Annotated in this window: 24 protein-coding genes and 1 pseudogene; 5 read left to right on the top strand and 20 right to left on the bottom strand. The window is 42.9% G+C overall.

Annotated elements, in window-relative coordinates:
* Positions 1–576: 576 nt before the first annotated feature.
* The 11 genes and pseudogenes from hycI to PR795_RS06105 form a co-directional block, all read right to left on the bottom strand.
* Positions 577–1,029, bottom strand: coding sequence for a hydrogenase maturation peptidase HycI (hycI, locus tag PR795_RS06155; RefSeq protein WP_226890348.1), 453 nt, complete (start codon positions 1,027–1,029; stop codon positions 577–579).
* Positions 1,030–1,149: 120 nt separating this feature from the next.
* A pseudogene (locus tag PR795_RS06150) lies at positions 1,150–1,554 on the bottom strand (formate hydrogenlyase maturation HycH family protein); the annotation flags it as partial.
* The gene (locus PR795_RS06145) at positions 1,547–2,329 is read right to left on the bottom strand and encodes an NADH-quinone oxidoreductase subunit B family protein (RefSeq protein ID WP_006658448.1); all 783 of its coding nucleotides are present in this window, start codon (positions 2,327–2,329) and stop codon (positions 1,547–1,549) included. The gene PR795_RS06145 and the pseudogene PR795_RS06150, both read right to left, overlap by 8 nt.
* On the bottom strand, positions 2,326–2,877 hold the full coding sequence (gene hyfH, locus PR795_RS06140; protein WP_006658447.1) for a hydrogenase 4 subunit H: 552 nt from the start codon (positions 2,875–2,877) through the stop codon (positions 2,326–2,328). Before hyfH ends, PR795_RS06145 begins: the two co-directional genes overlap by 4 nt.
* Positions 2,878–2,889: 12 nt before the next feature.
* Complete coding sequence (locus PR795_RS06135; RefSeq protein ID WP_006658446.1) at positions 2,890–4,623, bottom strand: hydrogenase large subunit; 1,734 nt, start codon at positions 4,621–4,623, stop codon at positions 2,890–2,892.
* Position 4,624: 1 nt separating this feature from the next.
* Positions 4,625–6,205, bottom strand: coding sequence for a hydrogenase 4 subunit F (locus PR795_RS06130; RefSeq protein WP_036976190.1), 1,581 nt, complete (start codon positions 6,203–6,205; stop codon positions 4,625–4,627).
* Between the two features lie 4 nt (positions 6,206–6,209).
* Positions 6,210–6,860: a hydrogenase 4 membrane subunit gene (gene hyfE, locus PR795_RS06125; RefSeq protein ID WP_006658444.1), complete on the bottom strand. Its 651-nt coding sequence runs from the start codon at positions 6,858–6,860 to the stop codon at positions 6,210–6,212.
* A gap of 12 nt (positions 6,861–6,872) precedes the next feature.
* Positions 6,873–8,315, bottom strand: a complete 1,443-nt coding sequence (locus PR795_RS06120; RefSeq protein ID WP_006658443.1) for a hydrogenase 4 subunit D — start codon at positions 8,313–8,315, stop codon at positions 6,873–6,875.
* A gap of 13 nt (positions 8,316–8,328) precedes the next feature.
* Positions 8,329–9,279 carry a respiratory chain complex I subunit 1 family protein gene (locus PR795_RS06115; RefSeq protein WP_269749723.1) on the bottom strand — a complete coding sequence of 317 codons (951 nt, stop codon included), beginning with the start codon at positions 9,277–9,279 and terminating at the stop codon, positions 8,329–8,331.
* 11 nt (positions 9,280–9,290) lie between these two features.
* On the bottom strand, positions 9,291–11,306 hold the full coding sequence (gene hyfB / locus PR795_RS06110; protein ID WP_181480340.1) for a hydrogenase 4 subunit B: 2,016 nt from the start codon (positions 11,304–11,306) through the stop codon (positions 9,291–9,293).
* Between the two features lies 1 nt (position 11,307).
* Positions 11,308–11,925, bottom strand: coding sequence for a 4Fe-4S dicluster domain-containing protein (locus tag PR795_RS06105; protein ID WP_272516732.1), 618 nt, complete (start codon positions 11,923–11,925; stop codon positions 11,308–11,310).
* A 687-nt stretch (positions 11,926–12,612) separates the two neighbouring features.
* Between PR795_RS06105 and PR795_RS06100 the strand changes: the two genes are divergently transcribed.
* Positions 12,613–14,016, top strand: coding sequence for a cytochrome c peroxidase (locus PR795_RS06100; RefSeq protein WP_181480341.1), 1,404 nt, complete (start codon positions 12,613–12,615; stop codon positions 14,014–14,016).
* A gap of 131 nt (positions 14,017–14,147) precedes the next feature.
* Here the strand turns inward: PR795_RS06100 and PR795_RS06095 are convergent, their stop codons facing one another.
* Together PR795_RS06095 and PR795_RS18095 are read right to left on the bottom strand one after the other, a co-directional pair.
* A complete protein-coding gene (locus PR795_RS06095) occupies positions 14,148–14,459 on the bottom strand; it encodes a hypothetical protein (RefSeq protein ID WP_181480342.1) in 312 nt (103 codons plus the stop codon).
* Positions 14,460–14,491: 32 nt separating this feature from the next.
* Complete coding sequence (locus PR795_RS18095; protein WP_071992055.1) at positions 14,492–14,788, bottom strand: ankyrin repeat domain-containing protein; 297 nt, start codon at positions 14,786–14,788, stop codon at positions 14,492–14,494.
* Positions 14,789–15,237: 449 nt separating this feature from the next.
* Here PR795_RS18095 and PR795_RS06090 point away from each other — a divergent pair, with 449 nt between their 5' ends.
* The 4 genes from PR795_RS06090 to PR795_RS06075 all read left to right on the top strand — a co-directional run bounded on the left by PR795_RS06090 (position 15,238) and on the right by PR795_RS06075 (position 18,522).
* Complete coding sequence (locus tag PR795_RS06090) at positions 15,238–16,074, top strand: HNH endonuclease (RefSeq protein WP_220128206.1); 837 nt, start codon at positions 15,238–15,240, stop codon at positions 16,072–16,074.
* A complete protein-coding gene (locus PR795_RS06085; protein WP_006662465.1) occupies positions 16,071–16,472 on the top strand; it encodes a (deoxy)nucleoside triphosphate pyrophosphohydrolase in 402 nt (133 codons plus the stop codon). The genes PR795_RS06090 and PR795_RS06085 overlap by 4 nt, the downstream gene beginning before the upstream one ends.
* A 97-nt stretch (positions 16,473–16,569) precedes the next feature.
* Complete coding sequence (locus PR795_RS06080; RefSeq protein WP_181480343.1) at positions 16,570–17,823, top strand: DUF4225 domain-containing protein; 1,254 nt, start codon at positions 16,570–16,572, stop codon at positions 17,821–17,823.
* Between the two features lie 354 nt (positions 17,824–18,177).
* Positions 18,178–18,522 carry a cell envelope integrity protein TolA gene (locus PR795_RS06075; protein ID WP_006662462.1) on the top strand — a complete coding sequence of 115 codons (345 nt, stop codon included), beginning with the start codon at positions 18,178–18,180 and terminating at the stop codon, positions 18,520–18,522.
* An 882-nt stretch (positions 18,523–19,404) separates the two neighbouring features.
* On the opposite strand, the gene PR795_RS06070 is transcribed toward PR795_RS06075, so the two are convergent.
* The 7 genes from PR795_RS06070 to PR795_RS06040 form a co-directional block, all read right to left on the bottom strand.
* Complete coding sequence (locus PR795_RS06070) at positions 19,405–20,322, bottom strand: hypothetical protein (RefSeq protein ID WP_272516731.1); 918 nt, start codon at positions 20,320–20,322, stop codon at positions 19,405–19,407.
* Positions 20,323–20,624: 302 nt separating this feature from the next.
* Complete coding sequence (locus tag PR795_RS06065; RefSeq protein ID WP_272516730.1) at positions 20,625–21,293, bottom strand: hypothetical protein; 669 nt, start codon at positions 21,291–21,293, stop codon at positions 20,625–20,627.
* A gap of 309 nt (positions 21,294–21,602) precedes the next feature.
* Positions 21,603–22,322 carry an HNH endonuclease gene (locus PR795_RS06060; RefSeq protein ID WP_272516729.1) on the bottom strand — a complete coding sequence of 240 codons (720 nt, stop codon included), beginning with the start codon at positions 22,320–22,322 and terminating at the stop codon, positions 21,603–21,605.
* A gap of 360 nt (positions 22,323–22,682) precedes the next feature.
* Positions 22,683–23,135: an IrmA family protein gene (locus PR795_RS06055; RefSeq protein ID WP_272516728.1), complete on the bottom strand. Its 453-nt coding sequence runs from the start codon at positions 23,133–23,135 to the stop codon at positions 22,683–22,685.
* A gap of 64 nt (positions 23,136–23,199) precedes the next feature.
* On the bottom strand, positions 23,200–23,688 hold the full coding sequence (locus PR795_RS06050) for a hypothetical protein (RefSeq protein WP_272516727.1): 489 nt from the start codon (positions 23,686–23,688) through the stop codon (positions 23,200–23,202).
* Positions 23,689–23,838: 150 nt separating this feature from the next.
* Positions 23,839–24,312 carry a hypothetical protein gene (locus tag PR795_RS06045; protein WP_272516726.1) on the bottom strand — a complete coding sequence of 158 codons (474 nt, stop codon included), beginning with the start codon at positions 24,310–24,312 and terminating at the stop codon, positions 23,839–23,841.
* Between the two features lie 177 nt (positions 24,313–24,489).
* The coding region (locus tag PR795_RS06040; RefSeq protein ID WP_272516725.1) for a WYL domain-containing protein at positions 24,490–24,999 on the bottom strand (510 nt) is incomplete at its 5' end.

Genomic DNA, 24,999 nt, shown 5'->3' with positions numbered 1-24,999 from the left:
AATTTAAATACATAAATAAATCATTAAAACACTGATATCAAAAATAAACAACACATGTATTGAGTAAAAGATTTAAATTAATGAAACTTGAGTCTTAAAATAAATTAATAAAACAAAAATAGTCACTAAAATATAAATCAAATAATATCATTTAATATACATAACATTATAAAATAGAGCTAAAACCATGTTATTCATTTAAAATACAAGGCGATATCCCCACTGAGTTTCTCTTTAATTTAATACGCATTAATTCCAAAAAAATCATCCTTAATTATGCTTATACAAAAACAAAAGTCATCACAACTCAATAATACTGAAGAGAAGCACTCGATAATAGTGATCACTCCCACCTTGATTGGTCACTGAACCCAATTCCACGCATAAAACGAGTGCTGAGTTTAATAATCATATCGATGCCATATTAAACACTGGGTTTAGACAATTTTGGAGAAATTGCCGAACTTGCAGGGTGCGATACCGTGATTTTTCAGTAAAACCGCACTGCATCCCTGTAGCGCGGTCTATTTATTTCCTTAAAATTTTATCCTTTAACTAAAGGCTTCCAGTCTGTTGTTACTCACCCTCAAATAATCGGAATCCCCCTAATCCTTCCCACGTTGGTAAAGCTTGATAAACCTGCTCGACAGCGGCGATAACTTTGTCATTCATTGGCATGTAAAAACCGACTAAATCAGGTTGAATGCCTAAGAAAATAATCTCTCCAACATCCGCTTTTAACTGGTCGATAAGAAAATTAAGGGGCAGATTGTGCGTGCTCATAATAAACATCTCAGCGATATCATCGGGGTCGATAACCCGAATTTCCCCCGGCGCTAAACCAATATCTGCCGCATCGACAATTAACAAACGTTGAGGTTTTAAGGCTCGAACTTGATGAGAGACACTTTCAGGACTACTTCCCCCATTAATAGCGACCCAACCATCAATCGGGGTCTGTTGCATGAGGTCAAATAGCATCGGACCTGCGCCATCATCCCCCATCATACTATTGCCCACCGCCAACATCAGATTTTGCACGGGTGATGGGTTTTCTGAAGGTAATAAATTTTCTGTTGAAGACTCTGTTTCCATTGAAAAAGACGGTTGAGTTTGTCTGGCGACATCGCTCATCGGCTGCCTTTTCACGATCAAATAAATTGCGGGTTCTTGCTCAATTTCCCCGAGCAATTGAATTAGTGTGGCGCTCCATGCCTGATAGGGCGAGTCACTGTCTTTAGCAAAATCATCTAATGCTAACGCCAACATATTGGTGTGGGTGGAATCGATATTAATCTCGCCAAAGGTGATCAAGCCCTGTAATTTGCGCCGCGCCTCCCCCTCAGGAAGCGCATTCACCCATGCTTGGTAACCATCCAATGGACATTCCAATTCCGTTTTTAAGCAGTCAATCATGCCGACATGGTGCCCAATGGCCAGCGAGTAATACATCACCTGCTGCGCGTCTTCGGGAATATCATCATCGCTATCGACGAACTTTTGGCGTAGTGACCAAAATATCACTTTGCCCGTTTCTATGGATGATTCACTCATTGATGCCCCCTTGTTGCAGCACGGTCACCAAGCGGTTCACAATCTCACGCAACCGTGGGTCTTGCTCCTCGTCCATCCATGCTTGCATGGTGACTTTCACTTGGCTTGGGGTTGCCCCATCCAATAGCGTCAAGAAGCGATCACTGATTTCACGACCTTGGAAATACCCTGCTTGGCGGCGAGCTTCACGCTCGATCATCACGCGAGTAGCCAGAGGGATTGATGGCAACAACAGCTCCACTTTTTCCCCGTCGGCTTCACGGTGATCCTGTCCCACCAATTTCTGTTTCAATAACCCTAATGCCACCGCAAAACCATAAATCGTTGCAGCTGGAGTTGGTGGGCAGCCAGGGATCCACACATCGATCGGCACGATATGTTCACTGCCTCCCCACACACAGTACAAATCATGGAAAATCCCACCACCACAGCCGCAAGCGCCATACGAAATACAGATTTTAGGATCTGGTGCTGACTCATACGCTCGCAGTGCAGGCATGCGCATCGCACGGGTGACCGCACCAGTAAACAGCAAAATATCCGCATGGCGCGGAGAGGCAACAACCTTGATACCGAAACGCTCCGCATCAAAAACGGGTGTAATCGCCGAGAAAATTTCAATTTCACATCCGTTGCAGCCACCACAGTCCACACGGTACACATATGCCGAACGTTTAATATCTTTCAGCAAGGTGCTTTTCAGTTTTGCCACCTGCTCATCAAGAACGATAGGTTGGCTAACATGATGATTAACGGGGATATCTGGCAAACTCATGATTTATCTCCCTGAATATGCAAACGGAAGTTCTGACGATCATTATTCAATAAGTTGTTTTTTTGCTTACAGGATGGGCAGGTTTCATACATCGGACGCAATGCCTCAATACTAGCTTCTTCTATGCCCGATGCCGCCAGCAATGCCATGGCGTATTCCACCGATTTTTTCGGTGCAAATGCTTCACCACATTGGCGACAATGCTGTAAGCGAAACGTCCCTTTCATATAGAGATCCGCTTTATTCATTACCGCCGTTTCAAATTCTTCCGTTAAGTGGATGGCGCGAGTCGGGCACACTTCTTCACAGCGCGCGCAATAGATACAGCGCCCTAAAAACAGCTGCCAGCGGCGTTCACCACTTTCTAAGTCCGTTTCCATCGTTAATGCATTAGCTGGACACGCAGAAATACACGCGCCACACGCGATACATTGTTGCGGATCGTATTCGGGTTTTCCGCGAAAACCATGCGCCACTTCTAACGGTTTGAACGGGTATTTCACCGTTGCAGTACCCGCATTACGAAGGGTTTTGAAAAGTTTAAACATGATGTCCCTCCGTTATTTCATAATCGAGTGTTTGCGCTCGATGCTGTACTGTTCGAGCTCTTTGTACGCCACGGTTTTGGCTTTACGTTTTTTCACATCCACCAGCGTGACGCGGTCTGTACAGGAGTAACAAGGGTCAAGGCTACCGATGATCAGCGGTGCATCGGACACAGTATTGCCTTGCAGCATATAACGCAGCACTGGCCAATTCGCGTAAGTGGCAGCGCGGCAGCGCCAGCGATACAGTTTTTGGTTATCGCCGAGCATGCTCCAGTGAACATCTTCACCTCGCGGCGCTTCGGTATAGCCTAGTGCAAATTTATGAGGCTGATAGGTAAAGCCTTCGGTCAGAATTGGGCCTTCTGGCATATTGTCGAGGGCATATTCAATCATCGACAGGGAATCCAACGTCTCTTTTATACGCACCATCACGCGGGAATAAACATCGCAACCATCTAAGGTGAATAATGTTTTTGGTAAATTGCCATAATCCGCAAATGGGTGGTCGAAACGCACATCGCGCTTGAAGCCGCTGGCACGGATCATCGGTCCCACAGGGCTGTAATCACGGGCAACTTGTGGATCGAGGCGACCAACACCGACGGTGCGTTGCTCCATATTTGGTGTACTGAGCAGCATATCCACCAGCTGAGTCACATCTTGGCGCATCTCTTTAACCAGCTGAATAGTTTTGACGCGCTGCTCTTTTAAGAAGTCACGGCGAACCCCGCCAATTAAGTTGGTACCGTAGGTTTTACGGGCGCCTGTCAGTAATTCCGCCATGGTCATGGATTTTTCACGCACACGGAAAAATTGCATGAAACCAGTATCAAAACCGGTGAAGTGGCTCGCTAAACCGATATTCAGCAAATGGCTGTGTAAACGTTCCACTTCCAGTAACACACTGCGAATGGTATGAGCGCGCTGAGGCACATAAATACCGAGCGCATTTTCCACGGAGGTAGTATATGCCACGCTATGAGTGAATCCGCAAATACCGCAAACACGGTCAGATAAGAAAGTGACTTCGTTGTAACCCATGCGGGTTTCAGCCAGTTTTTCCATCCCACGGTGAACATAGAACATACGGTAATCCGCATCCACAATGCGCTCACCGTCAACAAACAGACGAAAATGTCCCGGTTCATCCGACGTGATATGCAAAGGACCAATTGGCACCACGCGGCTTTGGGTTTTGCTATCGTTAATAAACTCGTAGGTTTCTGTATCGGTAGTCGGTGCTGGGCGCTGGCGATAATCCATGGTGTCTTTGCGCAGTGGATACAGGTCTTCCGGCCAGTCATCCGGCAATACTAAACGACGCTCATCCGGCAAGCCCACTGGGCGTAAACCGTACATATCACGGATTTCACGCTCACCCCACACAGCCGCAGGCACCCGTGGCGTTACAGATGGGAACTCTTGAGTGATTGGGCTGACATACGCTTTCACCGTCACCCAACATTTTTCCCCCTCTTCCATCGACAGCGCATAATACACTGCAAACTGCCCATTTAGAGGACGCTCATCGTTCCCCCACAGCACCGGCAACCAACCGCCGCAGCCGTAATAAAGAAACTCCACCACTTCCGGTAGCATCTCGGTTTTTACTGTGATGGTAACTTGGTTAGCGGTTTGCCACTCCTCTTCCAGCATGGCATGAGGAAATTTCTCGCGCACTTTTGCCAGATAGCCCGCGCCTTTGCGAACGCCCTGAAGGGTATCTGTATAATTCTGATAGCTCACGTTATTTCTCCTGCAATGAAGGTTCGGAGGTGCTAACACCCCACGGCCATTGGTAATGTAAAGTGGTAATTTGATGGTCGAATGTCGCGCTATCTTTCAGCACAATCGTGGCGGCATTTTCCAGTAAGCGACTAACCGGTTGAGGAATATAGGTTCCCATTACCAACATGAGGACAATCAAGATTGCCATGGGTAACGTAGTTAAAATACCTAACTCACCCCGTGCTACACACTCAGGCTGTTCACCGAATAAAGTTTTTGAGATCATGCGGATCAAACCACCCAGTACGATCGTAATCAGGATCAGCACCAGCAAGGTTAACCAGAAATGATTGGCAACCAGCCCTGCTACCACAATCATAAATTCACTCAAAAATACGTTGAAAGGAGGCATGCCACCCAGCGCTAATGCACCACCGGCAAACACAACCGCAGTGAATGGCATTGTACGAAGTAACCCTTTCACGACAGTGATATCGCGCGTGCCATATTTCAGAAGAACGTTACCGGAACCGCAAAACAGTAAGGTTTTACCCAAACTGTGGTTCAAGGTGTGCAGTAATGCAGCCAACACGCCTAAAGGTCCGCCAATCCCTAATGCGACCGCAATTAGCCCCATGTTTTCCACACTGGAGTACGCCAGCAAACGCTTCATATCTTTTTGTACCAAGATAAAGAATGCAGCCACCGCTACGGACATTAATCCGAACACCAGCAATAAGGTTTGAGTGAATTCGCCGCCAATCGATGACGTGACGATAATGTAGTAACGGATGATAATCAGCAGTGCGCAGTTCAGCAGCACCGCAGACAGCAACGCCGACGTTGGGCTTGGTGCCTCACTGTGCGCATCCGGTAACCATGCATGCATTGGGAACAGGCCGGTTTTGGTACCAAAACCGATTAACACAAAGACAAAGGCAAGATGCATCAAGGTTGGGTCAAGAAGGTCAGTGTATTTTAGGACTTCCGTCCAGAAGATCGCCATTTCCGGATTCGGCATCACGTTCACCGCATTGGCATACACGAGAATGGTGCCGAAAAGACCAAACGCCACACCGACACTACAGATAATAATGTATTTCCACGCAGCTTCTAGCGAAGAGCGTTGACCATAAATCCCCACCAAGAAAGCCGAGCTTAATGTCGTGGCTTCTACCGCAGCCCACATCAGGATCAGGTTATTACTGGTGATCACCAGTAGCATGGTAAAGAGAAATAAATGGAAGAAACCGTAGTAATTACATAAGGTTCCTACGCTAATTTCACCTTCATGCACTTCATGATTCATATAACCGATGGAGTACAAGCCAGTCAGGAAACCGACAATACCTAAAATGGCGAGGAATAATCCGGCGAGGCTATCAAGGTGAACCCAGTTACCTGCCATGAGTAGATCACCGACCTGATCAATGGTGCTAACCATCCACAAAGAAAGTACGAGCAGCACCACAATACCTACGAAGTGGATCACCGTAACGAGGGCTTTCGCCCCATTACCCAGTAAACGGCATGCGAACGCCAGCAGTGAAATCACCAGCGGAGTTGCCATCAATAAGGTTAATAACATTGTTTGACTCATCTCATCACCCCTTCAGCGCGGTCAGTTGATCCACGTTCAGTGTGTTGAGCGTGCGATAAATTTTGCGAGCCAATACCGCCATAATAATCACTGCAAAAATGGCGTCTGTGGCAATACCAATTTCCACCAGCTCAGGGGCTTTATACGCCAGCAGAGCTAAGGTCAGATGAGAGCCGTTTTCCATTAAACAGTAACCGAAGGCTTGCTTGAGAATATTGCGCTGCGTAACAATGCACAGCAGCCCCAGCATAAAGTGCCCCAAAGAAACTGCTAAAGCGGGTTTTAAATCCGCCGCCAGTGGCAGTTTTATTGGCTCGACCACGAACCAACACAGCACCACGATTACTGCTGCGGCAAGCATCAACCATGCTGGGCTAATCACCCCGCCGTTAGCGGTTGGGTCAGATAATTTACGGAAGGCGTAACCCATAATCAGCGGCACTAAAACCACTTTGGTGGCAAACGCTGTCCCTGCCCACATTGCCAATTCAGGGGCGTTGAGGGTGTACGATAACGTGCCGAAAATCGCCACTAACACCAGCGACTGCAACGCATAGAACCAACAAGACACCACCGGCTTTTTCGCGCCGATCACCAGCAGCGACGTGATCATCATCAGCCCTGCCAAATTATTCACTATCATTGAACCAGTCATGCTTTCTCTCCCTTAACCGAGCCAGATGACGGCAATAACACTAGAACAGAAGGACATCACTATCAGTAAGCCAATCACCCACTGCATTGCCCATGGAACTGCGCTGCCGTTTGCCACCTCTTCACTTGGTTCACCTGGAACCACTTTACCGAACCAGTACAGCAACCATGCAAAGCTCGCCACAGATTCAATCAGCACTAACACCATGATTGGCGTTAATATCCAGAAATGTTCTGAAAGGGCGAAACCCGCTGCAAAGATAGGGAATTTACTGAAGAAACCGTTCAGTGGAGGAACACCCGCAATTGCCAGTGCCGCCACGCAAAAGCCAACACCCAGTAGAGGATAACGTTTTGCCAAACCACGTAAGCGCGGTAGCATGCGTGTTCCACAGCTATAACTCAGTGCGCCCGCGACTAAGAAGAACAAACTTTTGGCGAAAGCATGGTTAAAGATGTAAGCAATCCCGCCGTCGAACGCCTCTTTCGAACCAAAGACTGACAGCGATAACGCTAAGAAGATGTATGCCAGTTGTGTGATGGTTGACCATGCCAATAGACGTTTCATGTCTTTTTGCGGCAGGTACATCATAAATCCATACACCAGTGTGATGACTGCCATCACCACACCCACCCAACCAATAATTTCTGGCACATGGGTAGAGGACATCAAGCCACGCGCAAAGATATATACACCGACCTTCACCATGGAGGCCGCATGTAAGTAAGCACTAACTGGGGTTGGGGCTTCCATCGCATCGGGAAGCCAGGCTTGCAGTGGTAACTGCGCTGATTTACCCCATGCGGCAAACAAAATGCCACCAAACACAATCAAGCTTTGCGATTCACTTAGACGGTCGATAGCACTCAGTGCGAACGTTCCTGTACTAATAAATAACGTTGCTGCCGCCATGTATAAGCCGAGTGAACCCACATGGGTGATCAATAGCGCCTTCATCGCCGAACGCTGCGACTTTTCAGTTTGGTAGTAACCAATCAGCGCCCAAGAGCAGCCGCCAGTAATTTCGAAAAACACTAACTGCCCTAAAATGGTTGAGGAGAGAACAACACCCGCCATCGCCCCAATAAAGATCAGTAAAAAGGCGTAGTAACGACGAGTCGGTCCATGAGCGTGTTCACGATTGCCTTCAGTGAGATACCCCGTTGAATAGAGGCAAATCAAGAAGCCGAGGAATACCACCGCAAACGCAATCAGCGTACTCACGCCATCCACGGTAAAACCGAATAGCGCCACATCACCTGTCTGGATTAACTCCAGTGTGGTGGCGACCTTACCACCGTCTAAATAGAGCCAGCCCAGTGCCGCTGTTCCCAAAGACGCTAGCAACGCCACTAAGGTACTTAGCCACGGTGCTAGACGGGTGGGTAGCACACTGACCAGCAACGCCCCGATGAACGGGATTACCAAGGTTGCTAGTGCAATATTTTCTAACATGCTTCGTCGCTCCTTATAGACCGGTGAGGTAGAAGACGAATCCAAGTGCCGCAACACCGAATCCTAACCAAGTCACATGGTGCGTTAATAAAAAACGACCACGAGCCAGACTGTTTTCGACCAGCGACGCCAGCACGAAAATCACCAATAATTTCACTAGCAGTAATCCCATCGCTAACAACACGCTGCCAACGGTAAAGGCACTTGCATTACCAAATGGGAAGAAAATCGACAGGAATAGCACTGCCACAATCACTTGTTTGAGCCCTATTCCCCATTTCACTAACGCCAGTCCAGAACCGGAGTATTCCGTCAAAGGACCTTCTTGCAGCTCTTGCTCTGCTTCCGCTACGTCGAATGGGATTTTGCCCATCTCAATGAAAGTTGCGAAGCCGCAAGCCAGTAACGCTAATAAAGTGGCAGTTGGGGATACCCAGCCTTCACTCATCGTGGCGCTAATAGTGCCAATGTTGGTGGAACCTGCTATCAGAGCAACGACCAACAGACCGAGGAATAACGTCGGCTCTACCAGTACGCCAAGTGTTAATTCACGGCTTGCGCCGATACCGGCAAATGGGCTTCCGGTATCGAGACCGGAAAGTGAAAAGAAGAAGCGGAATAGTGCAAAGATATACAGCACGATGATGATGTCGGCTGCGCCACTAAACAGCGATGTGTGAGTCACCACTGGCAATGTCATCGCTAATAACAACATACTGCCGAGCAGCACGTACGGCATGATGCGAAAGATAATGCCAGAATCACGGGGAGCAACCGACTGGCGAGTCAGCAGCTTGGCAATATCCCGATAATCTTGCCAAACTCCAGGCCCTTGGCGGGAATGCATTTTGGCGCGAATTTGACGAGAGATCCCCGTAAATAACGGTGTTAGCAATAACAATACAACCGCTTGAATGATGGCGAAGATCCCTGTCATCAATGTGGGTGTTTCTTGAATCGACATGGTTTCTCTCCTTACGCCGCAATCACAACAAGCAGCACGATCAAGGCCGCAACAACATATAGGCAGTAGAGTCTAAAGTCCCCACCTTGTAGGCATTGCATTCGTTTTGCTATTCGGTTAATCACGCGAACCAATGGATAAATAATCTTGTCATCCCAGAACGGTTCAACCTTCCCTGCCCCCTCTTTGGTGACTTCGAGGGCTTGCGCTAGACGAGCAGACGGATCGAGCTGGGTACGCAGGCGATATAACGGTGCGAACATAGAACGTAGCGGTTGAGTAAAACCACCCGCTGACACCGACATATCTTTTTCCCATGCATAGCCACACGCCCATGCATCGCCTTTACGACGCGCTTCCAACTGTTTGCCTTTGAACACCATGTAAATAATCAGCGGGATGATTGGCAGAGCCAGCAATAAAATCAGCGTCATGGCTGGGGAGATCATCGCTTGAGAGGCGCTGTTTGGTATGAGCATTGCACCTTGTGCCACGGTGATATCTGTCGCATGCGTCAGAGACATTGCCACATTGGCCAGAACGGGTGCGATGTAAGTCGCACCAACCCCTAAAATCACACAGATAACGGCAAGGATCAGCATTGCAGCGGTCATCGTCCAAGGGACTTCACGAGCATGCGTCGCTTGTTCGCTACGCGCACCACCGCAGAAACTCACACCGTAGACTTTCACAAAGCACATCGCTGCCAACGCCCCGGTGATGGCTAACATCACAATGGCAATTGGACCGCTGATGCGCATAATGAAAGTGCCTTCGTGGCTCATAGAGAACAGAGATTGGTAGGTGTACCACTCACTGACAAAACCGTTAAGAGGAGGAAGCGCTGAAATCGCCATACAGCCGACTAAAAACGCGGTTGCGGTGAGTGGCATTAATTTCGCCAGCCCACCCATTTTTTCCATATCTCGGGTATGCACACGGTAAATCACTGCGCCCGCGCCGAGGAATAATAAGCCTTTGAACACCGCATGATTGAGTAAGTGATATATCGCACCGAGCAGGCCGATGGTTGCCAACACTGGCATATTGTTCGCCATACCAACCATCGCGACCCCCACCCCCATCAGGATGATCCCGATATTTTCGACGGTATGCCATGCGAGTAAGCGTTTGATATCATGCTCAGCCAACGCATACATAACGCCCAAGACGGAAGACACTGCCCCGAATGCCAAGACCACGATCCCCCACCAGCCTTGAGTCGCACCCAGTAGGTCGATACCCACTTTGATGATCCCAAAAATACCGATTTTTACCATCACGCCAGACATTAAAGCCGATGCATGAGACGGTGCTGCGGGGTGAGCTTGCGGTAACCAGCTGTGTAATGGGAGCATCCCTGCTTTGGCACCAAAGCCAAAAAATCCCAATAAAAACACCACCGATGCCATCGCCGGTGAGAGCGAGAGCTGGCGGAATGAATCAAAATCTAAGCTGCCACTTTCACGCCACATTAAGAAGAAGGCGATCATAATTAAAATCGAACCGGCGTGGGCAATAAAGAAGTACAGCAGACCCGCACGGATGGATTTGTCATCTTGGTCGGCAATGACTAGGAACCAAGAAGCCAGTGACATCATTTCGAATAAGATAATGAAGTAGAACGCATTATCCATCACCACTAAGGCGACCATCGAGGCGATAAACAGGTTCAGGAAGAATCCCATGCTCCACGCGCCACGACCGCAATATTCCTGAACATAATTCAAGGAGTACAAGGCGCTAACCGTCACCAACAAGGAGATGACCATCACCATAAAAGCGGCAAGGCTATCGAATCTGACAGCAAAATTGGCGAATGGGAACGGACCTTGTGATAGGTAAGTGAGAACATCTCCACTCATTAAGACAGGGATAGCACTGCATAATCCAAGCGCGCCCCCGATCATGGCAGTAATTCCCGCGACATAGATGGCGAGCTTTTCTTGTCGTTTAAAGAGCAACGAGACAAAACCCCCTACCGCATAGAAAATGACTGACCATAAAAGTAACTGAAGAGGTGTCATGTTATGGGTTCTCCCGATCAGCAACAAAAATGTCGAACTCTGGCGGCATGACACCGACAGAGGCATTACGGCGTTTGGCACTTTCGTTTTCGAGTTGATTTTCTTCCACTAGATGGAGGGCATCGGTCGGGCAGACTTTGACGCAAGCCGGTCCTTCGTCACTGAAATCACATAGGTCACATTTCACAGCAACGTTGCGAATTCCGGCGTTCCACGCAAGGAAGGGGTTCATGGTTGGGAGGCTATCGGGCACATCTAACAGCATCTCTTTTGGTACATATTGTTCAAAGAAATCAGGCGTATCCACCGGTTTGCTACCTGATGGCGTGATAGCCCCAAATGGGCAAACCAGTCCACACAGTTTGCACCCGATACACAGGCTTTCGTTCAGCACAATCATGCCATTTTCGTGTGTGATGGCATTGACCGGACACACGCGCGCACACGGAGCATCGTCACATTGACGACAGAGCATCGGTGCGGTGAGCTCGCCAACTTTGACCACCTTTAGTCGCGGATGTGTTTGTAATCCTTGGGCTTTATGCGTTTCTGAGCACGCTGCCATGCAGGTATTACATCCGATACACAGTTGTGGGTCTGCAATTACAAAGCGATTCATTCGCTTTCCCCTCCAATCAAATCGATCGAATTATTAATATTGATGGAGTTGTATTAGCATATTTCATGCCATGATTATTTTTGTTATTTATCAAATGGTTAATTTAATCACATGGAAAAATCGACACTAATGACGATAAAATTAGGGCGGCAAGTAGCCATTATCGACACGAAGCTACATCACAAAATATTTTCAGGGGAAATGAATTTCAAAGGGAATTTACTAACTGAATTGTTTTTTACAATTTCGCGGTAATAAGATAAAAATAATTCGCTATTTTTACATTATTATTTTTAATTTACGCTTTTTTATTTTTTTCATTTTAAAAGTACATTTATTTTTCAATAAACATAAATATTGACTTAACTTATATAGAAATTTTATAAATTTATTTTAATTAACGGCAAAATCATCATTAATGACCAGTCATTAATAAATAATAATTTCAAGTAAAAAACAACAATAACCAAATAAAATCATATGATTATGAAAATAAAAAAACGATAAAAATATATTTCATTCTTATTAATAGGCAAATCTTATTTCATCAATCGATTAAACCGATGGCTATCATTGATAAAAATCAAAAACCATTGTGCTTTATTTACCCATAATAGTCCGTCCATAGAATTATATTAAATAAAAATATTTAATTATATTTGACCGCAATCTTCCAAGGATAGTGTAATGAAAAAATTTACTCGCATTACGGTCGCTACCATATTTTTGCTTTTACTCGGTTATTTTGGGTTATCTGGATATGTGTGGTACCACGATAATCAACGAAGACAAAATAGTGACATTCAGACATCTAAAATTGCAGAAAATAATCAAGTCCTCCAATTCTTTGCCGAAAAAGGATGCGATTACTGTCACACGCCGTCAACTGACTTACCTGCTTATGCCTCATTTCCAATTGCTAAACAACTGATGGAGTACGATATTCAACTAGGTTATAAGTCCTTTAACCTTGAAGCCGCTCGCGCTGCGTTAATTGCTGGAGAACCAGTTCCTCAGAGCGAATTAAATAAAATTGAGTGGGTGATGCAGAATCACACCATGCCACCAACACGTTATGTTGCACTGCACTGGGCAAGTAGTGTGAGTGACGAAGAACGCGATAAATTACTCGGTTGGATTGCGAAGCAGCGCGCAGAGCATTATGCCACCGAGGACACTGCGGTAGAGCACCGCAATGAGCCAATCCAGCCAATTCCAAAATCACTGGAAGTGGATGATAAGAAAGTGGCGTTAGGCTTTCGCCTGTACCATGACGCTCGCTTATCTGGAGACAGCACCATCTCTTGTGCTCACTGCCACGCGCTAAATGCTGGTGGGGTTGATGGTCGTAAAACCTCCATCGGTGTTGGCGGTGCCGTTGGCCCAATCAATGCACCCACTGTGTTCAACTCTGTGTTTAACGTCGAGCAATTCTGGGATGGTCGTGCCCCTGACTTACAAGCACAAGCAGGCGGTCCGCCATTAAATCCAATCGAAATGGCATCCAAATCATGGGATGAAATCATTGTAAAACTGGATAAAGACCCGGTATTAAAACAGGATTTCAATGCGGTTTACCCTGAAGGGTTTACAGGCGACAGCATCACTGATGCTATCGCAGAATTCGAAAAAACCCTAATCACCCCAGATTCACCATTCGATAATTGGTTACGCGGCGATAGTGCTGCACTCACAGCGCAACAGCAGCATGGTTATCAATTATTTAAAGAGAATAAATGTGCAACTTGCCATGGCGGCGTGATCCTCGGTGGTCGTTCTTTCGAGCCGTTAGGTTTGAAGAAAGACTATGAATTCGGTGAAGTCACCGCACAAGACATCGGGCGTATGAATGTCACCTCTGAAGAACGCGATAAACTGCGCCAAAAAGTCCCAACTCTGCGCAATGTTGAGTTAACCGCACCGTATTTTCACCGTGGTGATGTGGCTACCTTAGATGAAGCAGTCAAACAAATGTTGCGTTATCAAGTGGGTAAAGAGTTACCACAAAAAGATGTCGACGATATTGTCGCCTTTCTGAAGAGCTTAACGGGTGTTTACACGCCGTATGTCTCACAGAACGAAGCACAATAATGATTGATTGAGTTATCTTTGCATAGCGCCATGCAATCAGAGTATTTATTGAAATGCATTATGTAGCGGTTAATTACTATTTATTTTGCATATAAATCAATGGCTAGTGTTTATCGCACTAGCCATGAATCTTATTTAGGAGTTGATAACTTCAATACAGTTAAATCGATTATAATCAAACTTACACTGCAGATTTTTTCCAAAAATACTTTTTCAGTTTGTTCGAATCTCGTCTCGCCTAAAGAGAACGCCATGCTACCGAGTCCTTGGCACCTTACCTTGGCATACCTTTTATCCATACCAAACCTATCTTTGTGATCTATTATGACGGATAACATTTGCTCAAATTGAATCTCGCTCTGTTCATCACTGCCTGTTTTACGTAATTCAATGATAGGTAAATACGCTTCGCTAATTTGTTCCCCCTGAGAAACTGCGGTCATAAGTACCGTTTCTTTTCCAGTAATGGATAAATTCACATCACTATTAGCGCTTGAACTATCTCTATATCGCTACCACGAGCGCTCGCAAACATGAGGGCTGATACACCTAATTTCGATTTGATATTCGAGTCTGCTTTGTGTTTTAACAGAAGTTTTACAACATCGGGTCTATTTTCTGCTGCAGCAACTATTAACCCTGTAATACCCTGCGTATCCTCCGCATCTATATCAAACACATCTGCAATCATTGCTTCAATGTTCGAGATATTCTCATATTTGCAAAATTGAACGCGTGGACAAATTAGCAGGCTTTCAATCCTCCGTGACATTTAGGCAAATATTTAAGGATAAGTTTGGGGCTAGTCCGATACAATGACGAAAAATATTTGGGAACTATGAAAATATTTTATAAATTAGAAAAGAATTTAGCTTTCATATAACCAGCTGAAAAAGATGAATCACGATTTTTTATAATATTAGCTCATTTAACAATCTATTCTTAACTCAATTAAACTCTTTATTTAGTTAATAAACTTCAGCACCCACTTAAAAGCTCTTTAAAAAAATTCAATGTAAACATCGAGAGTCAACATAACTAACATCAGACATCAAAAAACATGTGAACATGCCATCCAAGACATTAAGATATTCTGCAAAATTAAACATACACATATTCCAATGATCAATTATCACCTGTAAAGTATGACAGTTAATTGAGCTAGTAATTATTCAGGGTTTGTTAACGCTGAATATGCTAAGAATGGAGTAGAAAAATATTGTGTACAAATATAATGATCTAAAAATAGGCACAAAACTTAACAACGCTGAGCTCTGTGAAATATTTGGATGTAGCCCCCAAGGCGGTATGCGGCGTGCACACAAAACCAATACTTTAATTATTATCTCAAACCACATCAAATCTATCTACGATGACCGATGGTCCAACAATGTGCTTCATTATACTGGCATGGGTACTAAAGGCGATCAAAGCCTAAGCTTTCAACAAAATAAAACCTTGGCAGGATCAGGTACTAACGGAATTTCCATTCACCTATTTGAGGTATTTAAAGACCAAGAGTACACCTATATGGGTGAAGTGATTCTTGATGGTACTCCATATCCAGAAACACAACCTGATGAACAAGGAAAGCTTAGAAAAGTATATATATTCCCGTTAACGCTAATTTCAGGTGAACGACAAGTTCAGCAGAAAGATCGAGACAACATAGATAACATTAGAGCCCGTAAAGCAAAAAAATTATCTATCGAGGAACTTCAAGAATTAGCAGCTGGAAGTGGAAAAGTAGCGACTTGTTATCAACAAAAATCCACAAATTATGAGAGAAATATTTGGGTCGCTGAGTTGGCTAAAAGGTTAGCAAAAGGACAATGTCAGCTTTGCCTTCAACCCGCACCGTTTAAAAATACCAAAGGTGAGCCTTATCTGGAAACACATCATATTATTTGGCTTTCCAAAGGTGGTGATGATACCTGTGAAAATACTGTAGCCTTATGCCCTAACTGCCACAAGAAAATGCATATAGTTAATAATGAAGAAGATATTGAGACTCTAAAAAATCGAAGTAAAGAATTATTAGAAGCGAATAACCAATGATTAGAAAACATATTAAAGTCGTCGCCGCTGTACTGAAAAATGAAAATACGTTTCTAGCCGTGCAAAGAGGCTTCTCAAAGCTTGATTATATAAGCCATAAATGGGAGTTCCCTGGAGGTAAAGTGGAAGCAGGCGAAACTCTTGTTGAAGCAATTACCAGAGAACTAAATGAAGAATTAAAAATTACAGTTACCAACCCCAAATTTTTGTTAACTATCGAATATAGTTATCCCGACTTTGATATCAAAATGCATTGCTTTGTAATTGAATTACCAAATAGAGCAATAGAACTTACAGAACATATTGATGCTCTTTGGCTTTCTAAAGAAGAATTAAGAACAGTAGATTGGGCATCTGCCGATATTCCTGCGGTAGAAAAAATTCTAACAATATTCTGAGTGAATTTATTCCGAATCATAAAAAATAACTTGTTAATTGGCTATTAATAAATAAAATAAAATTTAACTTAAGTTAACCAAAGGAATGGTGATAAATATGGCTATAGGATATTTTTTACGAATTGGCGATAAAACAATATGTGGTGGTCAGATTTTAACTGGAGATAATACTTTTATATTTCATGGAAGATCTGCTGCACGTCAGGGCGATCTGGTTACCTGTGGAAAGCATTCTGGGACTTACAACATACTTGGTGGCGTTAGCAATGTATGGGGTAATGGTAGAATGATGGCAGGAACACTGGATAGCTTTAGCTCCTGTCCATGCAAAGCAAGACTGATAAACTCCATCACTGATTGCTACAGCAAAGAAGATGAGCCGATATCTCGCGCATATAACCCTGTAGCTACCGAGACTCCTATTCAGCAACCAATTAGCCAACCAAGTAATCATTACGCTCCCCCTATTATTGCCAATGACAATAAAATTAGAATTGATGCGCAACACCTAATTGATTGTGCTGATGAACTTTGTGAAAAACATCTCTATTATCCTGAAGTAAAGAGTGAATTTAAAAGCGATGTTGAAAATTTTGCTTATCAAATTGTTGATCAGGTTGAATCTGGTCAAAAAAGCTACGAACAAGGTTCTGCCGAATTAAAGCAAGAAGAAAAAGATCTATACCAGCAATCCGCCGATTGGGTTTTAAATGGTCTATCAATACTTGGCGGTATGGCTATGGTTGGTGCTGGCATCGCTTTATGTTCTACAGGTATGGGGTGCATGCTTGGAGCACCTTTAATCGCTCATGGTGCGAATGGTATTTATGAAGGTGGTATTGGCTTTTATGAAGGCAATAGTGATGTTCAGGGTCCATTACGTGAAGGTTATAAGTCAGCAGCTAAAGCTCTAGGGTTTAAAGAATCTGTTGGCAATTTAGCCTATGACCTTGTTGATTTTGGTATTTCCGTTAAAGGAAAATTAAAGCTAATTCCTAAACTAAATGAATATGGAAATCCAAAGAAAAACTTATTCTTTAAAGAATACGCACAAAAAGATCTAGAGTATGCTTATAAGCAAATGAGCAGTAAATTTCTAGTATTTGAAATGATTAGTGATGCAATCTCTATTTCAAAGCTTAGGGATGATGTCAAAAGTATGATGGTCTATGATAAGGATACAGGTCAAACTACATTAGTCATTCGTGAACCTGAAAAAATACAAAATGTAAAAGAAATCGTTGAAGACTGTAAGTATGTATTCGTATTTGGAGGCGATGAACCAAGCTATGTTGAATGTACGGATACTGATGGAAATAAATATAAAGACAGGGAGATCCCTGAATGGTAATAACTTATTATCTAACTGTATTTTTGGGTATTTTAGTTTTTTTCTTTATAAGGAAAAATCTAAAAAAACAATTACGATCAGATAAACTTTATAATGTAAAAAGAAAATCAGCTATTTTATTCTTTTATTTCATTGCGATATATAGTGGCATCAATCTAACAGTAGAAAAAACACTAAGTACTGAAAATACTATATTTCATTTTTTATCAATCTTTATGCTATTTTTATTTGTTTTTTTTATCTGGCGACTTGAAGCAATACAGAGACGTAACTAACTGAAAATAAATTACTTTTAATCATGCATTACCAAATCCTCAAAGAAAAATTAGGAATATAAACCTGAGGTTGTTTTTTATGAAAAAATGCTTTTTATTTTTTAGCATTCTTTTTACTGGGCATTTAAGTGCAGCCCCAACCGACAAGCATCTAATGGATATCTATGCTTTGAATGTCCAAAAATCTATTCAGAGCCGGTTTTATGATACAGACCTTTATAAGGGAAAAGAGTGTGAAATTAAGATCACTCTCGATAATAACGGCAAATTAATTTCAGCTATTGCCCATGATAAAAATAGTAACAATGACAAAAAGCTTTGCATTCGAGGTATAGAGCTAATTGAAAACACTCAATTTCTGCCTACCCCAGAAGATAACTTAACATCAGATAAAAATGTATTCTTTATTCTCTTTCGACTATAAAAATCATGAAGTTAAACAGGATGTTAGCTAATCCGCTAACATCCGTAACCTGCCCACTAATAAAGTTTTACTAAAGTAAACTAACTACAGCCAAAATGCTCACACATCTTTTCAGTCATCACCCACAGCGCCTTATTTTATTTAATATTCTTCATCAAAGCGATAAACAAAACCGCTAATGCCAAAGATTGGTATATTCTAGACAGTTAATATCAACCTACGTAAGTTTGGTAAAAAAGAAACAGATGAAGTTTGATTTATAAAAGCTATTGAGCTCAGTGTTTTCCGGAGTAAAGGTTAAATAATCACGCTTAGACTGGCGTTTTTCTTCAAAGAAATACTCTGTGTGATATAAACGAATTTTTAGCTCATGAACTTGATGTTTTTTGAATTAGTAAAGTTAAAACGCGAGAGAAGGATGATAAAGCTAGGATTCCAGACATAAAAAAAGACGCTCTAAGCGTCTGATTTTTGGTGCGAAGGCCGGACTCGCACATAATACTTAACCTTATGATCTAAATTAAAATATAAAAGTATAAATTTATTTATACCAACACATGTACCAACAGATGAAATTCTTACTTTTTTTGATGGTTATCTAATACAGATAATTGTGATGCTGGTGGTTCTGTATAAGTTATCAGATATTAGTGTCTGTGTAACATCAATATATTCTCTCCTTCTCGAATATTAAAAAAGTTAATTTGATCTTTATTAGTAGCTAGTTCGAAATAATAAAAAGAGATAGTAACTAATACAATTTTACTTGAGAAGAGGATATCTTCTGGAGCAGGCTTGACTGTCCGTTTTGAGCGAAAAATGGACATTGAACTTACAATAGGTGATTCATACATTCATAACAAACTCACGAATAACTCAGAATCATTGAGAACTACTCACAAGTTGAACAAAGTCGGAAAAGGCACAATTATCGTCAGAAGATAAACAGACATTCAAAAAGGTTAAATCAGGTGTACTGATATCTTCGTCTGTAGTTGTTGTATCGTTCAAATTAATATCAAGGGTAGCCTTTTTCTTTGCGTGCTCAATAATTTTTTCAATAAAATCTTCATCATTAGCATGAACCATTCTAGACATATATATAACTTCAATTTGATCATTATCTTTTTTATTCAATAATGGAAAAATCATTCCATCCAAGGAGCCATACGCTGCGCAAAAGGAAGAATATTGCAATAGTTTCAATGAGTTTGGCCAAACGGCTTCTATTTCCAATACTGCTTCTGTCCTAACACTGTGACTCCAAACAGTCAGGTAACCTTCGACGATTCTTTCCCATATAGGTTCACCGTCAGGGAATATGTCTCCACGCCAATAATTAATTGCATTCTCATACCAACCCTTTTTCAGTCTACCATTCACATCAACTATATGAGATATCCAATTGGAATCAACTCTAGTAGATCTAGTTGCAGCAACACCTACATCAGATAAATATTGATCAGAAAAATGCCCGCCCCAAGAATTGCAGTTCCAAAATCTAGATATTGAATCGATTTCATCGAAAACAAAAAAACCTCTCAATCTTGACACACAATCAGGGAACAATAATGCTCTAACTTTATCTATAGCTAATTCGCTATAAAGCCTTTCTGGCGTTGAATTTGCTAACATTCCAGTGAATGCGACGGATAGAATACTGTCATAATATTCATCGTATGGGAATTCTGAAGGAGAACAAAAAGAGCCTCTTGCTATATTCCAAGATACAGCAAGGTTATGATAGTCAAGATATGTATATGCCTCAAAATCCTCATTTCCATAATTATTTGATGTCATTTTTATCTATTCTTCTAAAATTGCACAGTTTATTAACCTTCTGTTATATACGCCACCGCGGCTTATGGCACTGAACGGGCGGGCGAGCTTAATTGAAGGTCAGCTAGGAGCGAGAAGTGGACGGTTCTCAAACTGACAACCTATGTGAATTAGCAGTATGTGGATGTCTTGCTGGACTTAAATAAAATCCAATGTCATGCACTATCCTCCAGAAATTGGGGAAAGTAAAATGAGCACTGGCCAACAAACAGAACCCGATTAGTGATTGGTTGCTAGCATCAGGAACGTATATACCACTTTCACTACTTGCTCGAGTCAGGCTTGGGAATTGTAGAAATCAGCGCTTCAGGGTAAGCAACTTCCTGTTTTACTCGCTGCCACTCGGCTCTTAAGATGTCTTGCGTGTGTTCTTGTGCTTTAGCAATCAGTCGAATCGTTTCGTTAAGTTGCTCATCAGCTTCGGCTCGTGTTTTCGCACCTTGAGTTTTGCTAAGTCCGACCCGGATGCACTCAAGGCATTGCCGAAGCTTGATGTGCAACTCCTCCTTTGGATTTAGCCGGAACATGATTCGGGTGTGTCGTTCCTGATGCTCGCGGTCACGCGCTCCATTCTCCAGTGAGAACTTATCGGCAATTTCCTGTAAAATCTTACCGGCCATCACTTGGTCAACCGTCCCATCAATATTACTGGCGTCTTCCTTAATGCGTAGAGCCGCACGTTGGCGCATAGAATCCCACTTCCAGATGATCTCCTGCGATAAGGCCAGATGGAAGGCCATGTCTGTTCGCAGTTCATCAATCCACTTCTGGCGTTTGTCCGCAACGAAAGAAGCTGTAGTGCGATGTGAAATCAAGTGCTGGAGATCGAGTTGCCTCGCAATCTGTCGCCGAGCTAAATAAGCAATCAAGAACTGAACTGCGATGCCAGCGACTGCAATAATTGCCGTCAATTCAGGTGCGGTTAGTAACATTTGAATCCTCCTTCAGCAGTTAGCTAACGTTAGATAGTAATTTTTCGATTATACAAATGTCCGCTCTTGGCACAGAGCGAACTGACATGGAGCTAATTCCGCTATGATCAAAAAACAGATATTAGCAATTGATGTCATCTCTACTGGCTAAAAATGTATTGAGGCATCTGGACATCCATAATTGCGTACCCATCAGATTACTGTGACTGCTAAGGTTTCCCGGGTTATCTATGTTTCCTAGATTCCCCATATGCTGGTTTAGAAGCATGCTCTCATGAAGTACACCAATGTATAACGCTGGTTACTTATTTAGAGCATCAATTTCTTTTTTAATTCTTCAACAAGAAGAACTTTACTACCAAGGTGAATCATCGCATGACAATTAGGGCATAAGGGAACCAGATCGGTTACTGGATCTATAACGTAGTTTTCGCCAATCGTATGCAGTGGCTTAATATGATGTACATGAATGAACCCTTTACCATGTTCTCCATAGACCATCTCAAAGTTGAAACCGCAGCATTTACACGTAGTGCCGTGATATTGTATGCAAGCATGTCGCGCCTTAGGATCACGTTCATAGTGGTTTACTGTAACCAGTGTCTTAGCCCCTTCAATAAAACTTTCAGCCGATGGGATTTCATGAGGAAATGGATTCGGTAGGAAATCCGCGTACCATACATCCCGTTCTTTTCGAAGATAACGCTTATGTAATTTACGCTCAAAATCTTTTATTACTGCAATCTCAGGGTTATCAGGATGTTCTGAAAAAACCATGTTGAAAGTAAAAAGTTCGTATCCTGCGTGGACTAAACTGATATGTTCGAGTGCTTGCGTGTAGCCAGGCTGCTTTTTATTCTTAAAGTTGTATTCCCATTTCTCTCGGAGAATTACTGAGCGTTCCTGATCTCTCTCAACATCCCAAGAACCAAAAATAACTACCTTCTTATCATGGTTAACAAACGACCAGCTCCATGTCCAGTTTTTGCAAGTAGCTCCGAGCGACTGAATGAATTCTTTTCTATTCATCTGAAACCTTTAATTAGTCAAGTTAGGTTTATTGAAATGATTGTTAAACATAAGAGTTAACCTCTAATTTACCTTTTTCTAAACGGCTAAAGAAATAGAGCCAGCGTGTAGTTTAAGTATGCAGAGTGAACTTGAGAGCTATTTCCTGCTAATTAACACAGATTGATGCTAGCAATGTCCGCTTTGAGTCTGTAGATTTTTTTGCGTTACAACTAAATCAAATCTGAGCTAATATGTATATTAGTTTTCACTACCAAAAATTGATTTGATGATGTTGATACTATCAAGTCAGACTACTAACTCAATATAAAAAGCTGACTGCAGCGATCTCCATTAAGGAAAGAGTGCATACAACTAAAATTATTTTTTCCCAGCCACCGACATCTTCGCCAACTCTGGGTTATTTGCCTCAAAGATCGATAACGGTAATTCAACCTTACGCCCGTTCTGATCTTCCACCGCTTTAACCACTTCAAACTCAGCGACGTCCTCGCAAGGAATTTCCAATCCTGTAAAGGTGGCACGAGTGGCGCTAGAATCGCCAAAAGGTTCCACTTCCAGTATCGTATCCCCTAATACTTTTCCTTTTCCATCTTTCATTCGCAGCGTTAGTTCAAGTGCTCCAAACTCCGCATGGTCTAAAACCATATGGTTACCGCCATTATCGAGGGTAAATGAGTAACCACAATAGCCTTGGTTAATAAAATTTGAGCTGGTATGTGTGATGCTCGCATAACGCTGTTGTTCTGCAGCCAAGCTAAATGTACTGACTGCCAATAAACTCATCGCAAAAATGCTCTTTATCTTATTCATTACGTTACCTTTAGTTATCTTTTATCATTCTCGCTACAGCAAGTGACGGTAGCGAGAATGTCATTTATTGTTGATTGGTTTGCAATCCACCTTTAGTACGGTCTTTTTCTTTCCAGCGCGGTCGGTTCTTGCCTGATAATTCTTTTTGCTGGTTCCAATAACCTATCGGATAGCGTTTGACGATAGTACCGCTGACACCAATGTCAACTGACGAATATTGCCCGTTATTAATGTATCCTTTTTGGACATAAGCATTAGGGCTACAAGTGCCTGTATCACGTTGTTGCCAGTTTCCGTCAGTTCTTGCCACGATATAAAAATCACCAAATGCGCAACCTGACGCAGATTTATGATTCAATATAGCAACATAGTGCTTGGTTGAACCAACAATCCTACAAGTACTATTTTGGCTTCCACACACTTGCCATAAGGTTTTACCGCCATCGCCTTTATATTCCCAAATGGTATTTTTAGGGGGCTGGCTGGTGGCAGAGGCAGATGATGTCATCAACCACAGTGAGGCCAATACAGTTACAACTACATATCTTTTCATTATAAATTCCTATCAACATAAATAGAAACGTCAGATTGACGCTTGATGAACACCGTCTAATGGGTGCTTGGTTTTCCCTGATATGGCGTATTCGATGGTTATCGGGTGAATGGTGAATAAGGTATCCACAACAAAAATTGCTGATCATGTTTAATGTGATGACTGACGGTTTAGTCGCACTAAAATCCAGTGACGAATTCGCCGATGAAGATAAAAGGCAATACCAGTGGCGATAAGCAAATCAACCAGTAATATCGTGGTGGCGATACCTTCAGTAAAACCGTATAGCCAACCGGATGACATGATAATCAGTAGGCTAGAGAGGGCTAATCCGATAATGATGGACGAGATAATGGCAATTAATTTGGGATTGAAATGGATTTTATAGTCAATCCCCTTAAAAGCACTCAAAACCCATAAGTCTAATTGCGCCAAGAGTTGTGGGGTAACCAAAGCTAAGAGATATAAAACGAAGTACATCAATGTGATCCCATACGGATTCATGATGAGAGCGATAAGTTGGAAGTGTGTTAACAATACGCCAGTGATCCAAAGGCATAACAAAATACTGATAACAATAGCGATGCGTTCTAAACCCCGTTGTAAGTGTGAAATGGTGTTCATATTTTTAAGCTTCCTTATGTGATGATGAATTCACAGTGTGATGGTGACTTTGAATGGGCATGGCCCATTCGTGACCGCAATCGCGACATATCCAGCCCGAGCCCCATGCAATGATGTCTTGCTCAGAAGAACAGTGCGGACAATGTGTTGGATGCGATGCTGGTGGGGTTAATAGCGTCATGGTCGGCTCCTTTCTTTGTGTGATGGAAGAGAGGTAAGTAATTGTGATATCAATCTAAAATGCGGTAATGCCGCGATAAAACTGTTTTGTTGTGACAGTTGCATCACTGCGTGTTTCGGTGTGAAGGGGGTATTGAGTGATTGAACTTGCTGGATATCCTCCAACAACAAGACATGTACTTGCTGGTGGTATTCCGCCAATAAATACCACTGGCCTTCACGATAAATGAGTTGATAAGGTTGTAGTGGATTAAAACGACGCTCAGGCGTGAGTAAGCTAATGGATTGCTTACTGGTAATGGCATACACCAATTGATAGAAATGGTCGGCATGCAAAGCCGAAATCTTATGGGCATGATGCCAAATCAAACAAGGCGCATGGGGCTGCTGGGTTAACAGTAACCCGAGTAAGCGGCTATCTAGCCCCGGAAACAACCGAGTCATCCCAATCTGTTTCACAAAGGTAAGAACATCTTTGTCTCGATAAGCTTTTAGTGTATTGATGGA

Origin of the sequence: Providencia sp. PROV209 (genome assembly GCF_028479485.1) — a bacterium.
Classification (GTDB): Bacteria; Pseudomonadota; Gammaproteobacteria; order Enterobacterales; family Enterobacteriaceae; genus Providencia; species Providencia alcalifaciens.
Note: the sequence above shows the minus strand (reverse complement) of the source record. Positions and strands in the feature narration are given on the sequence as shown.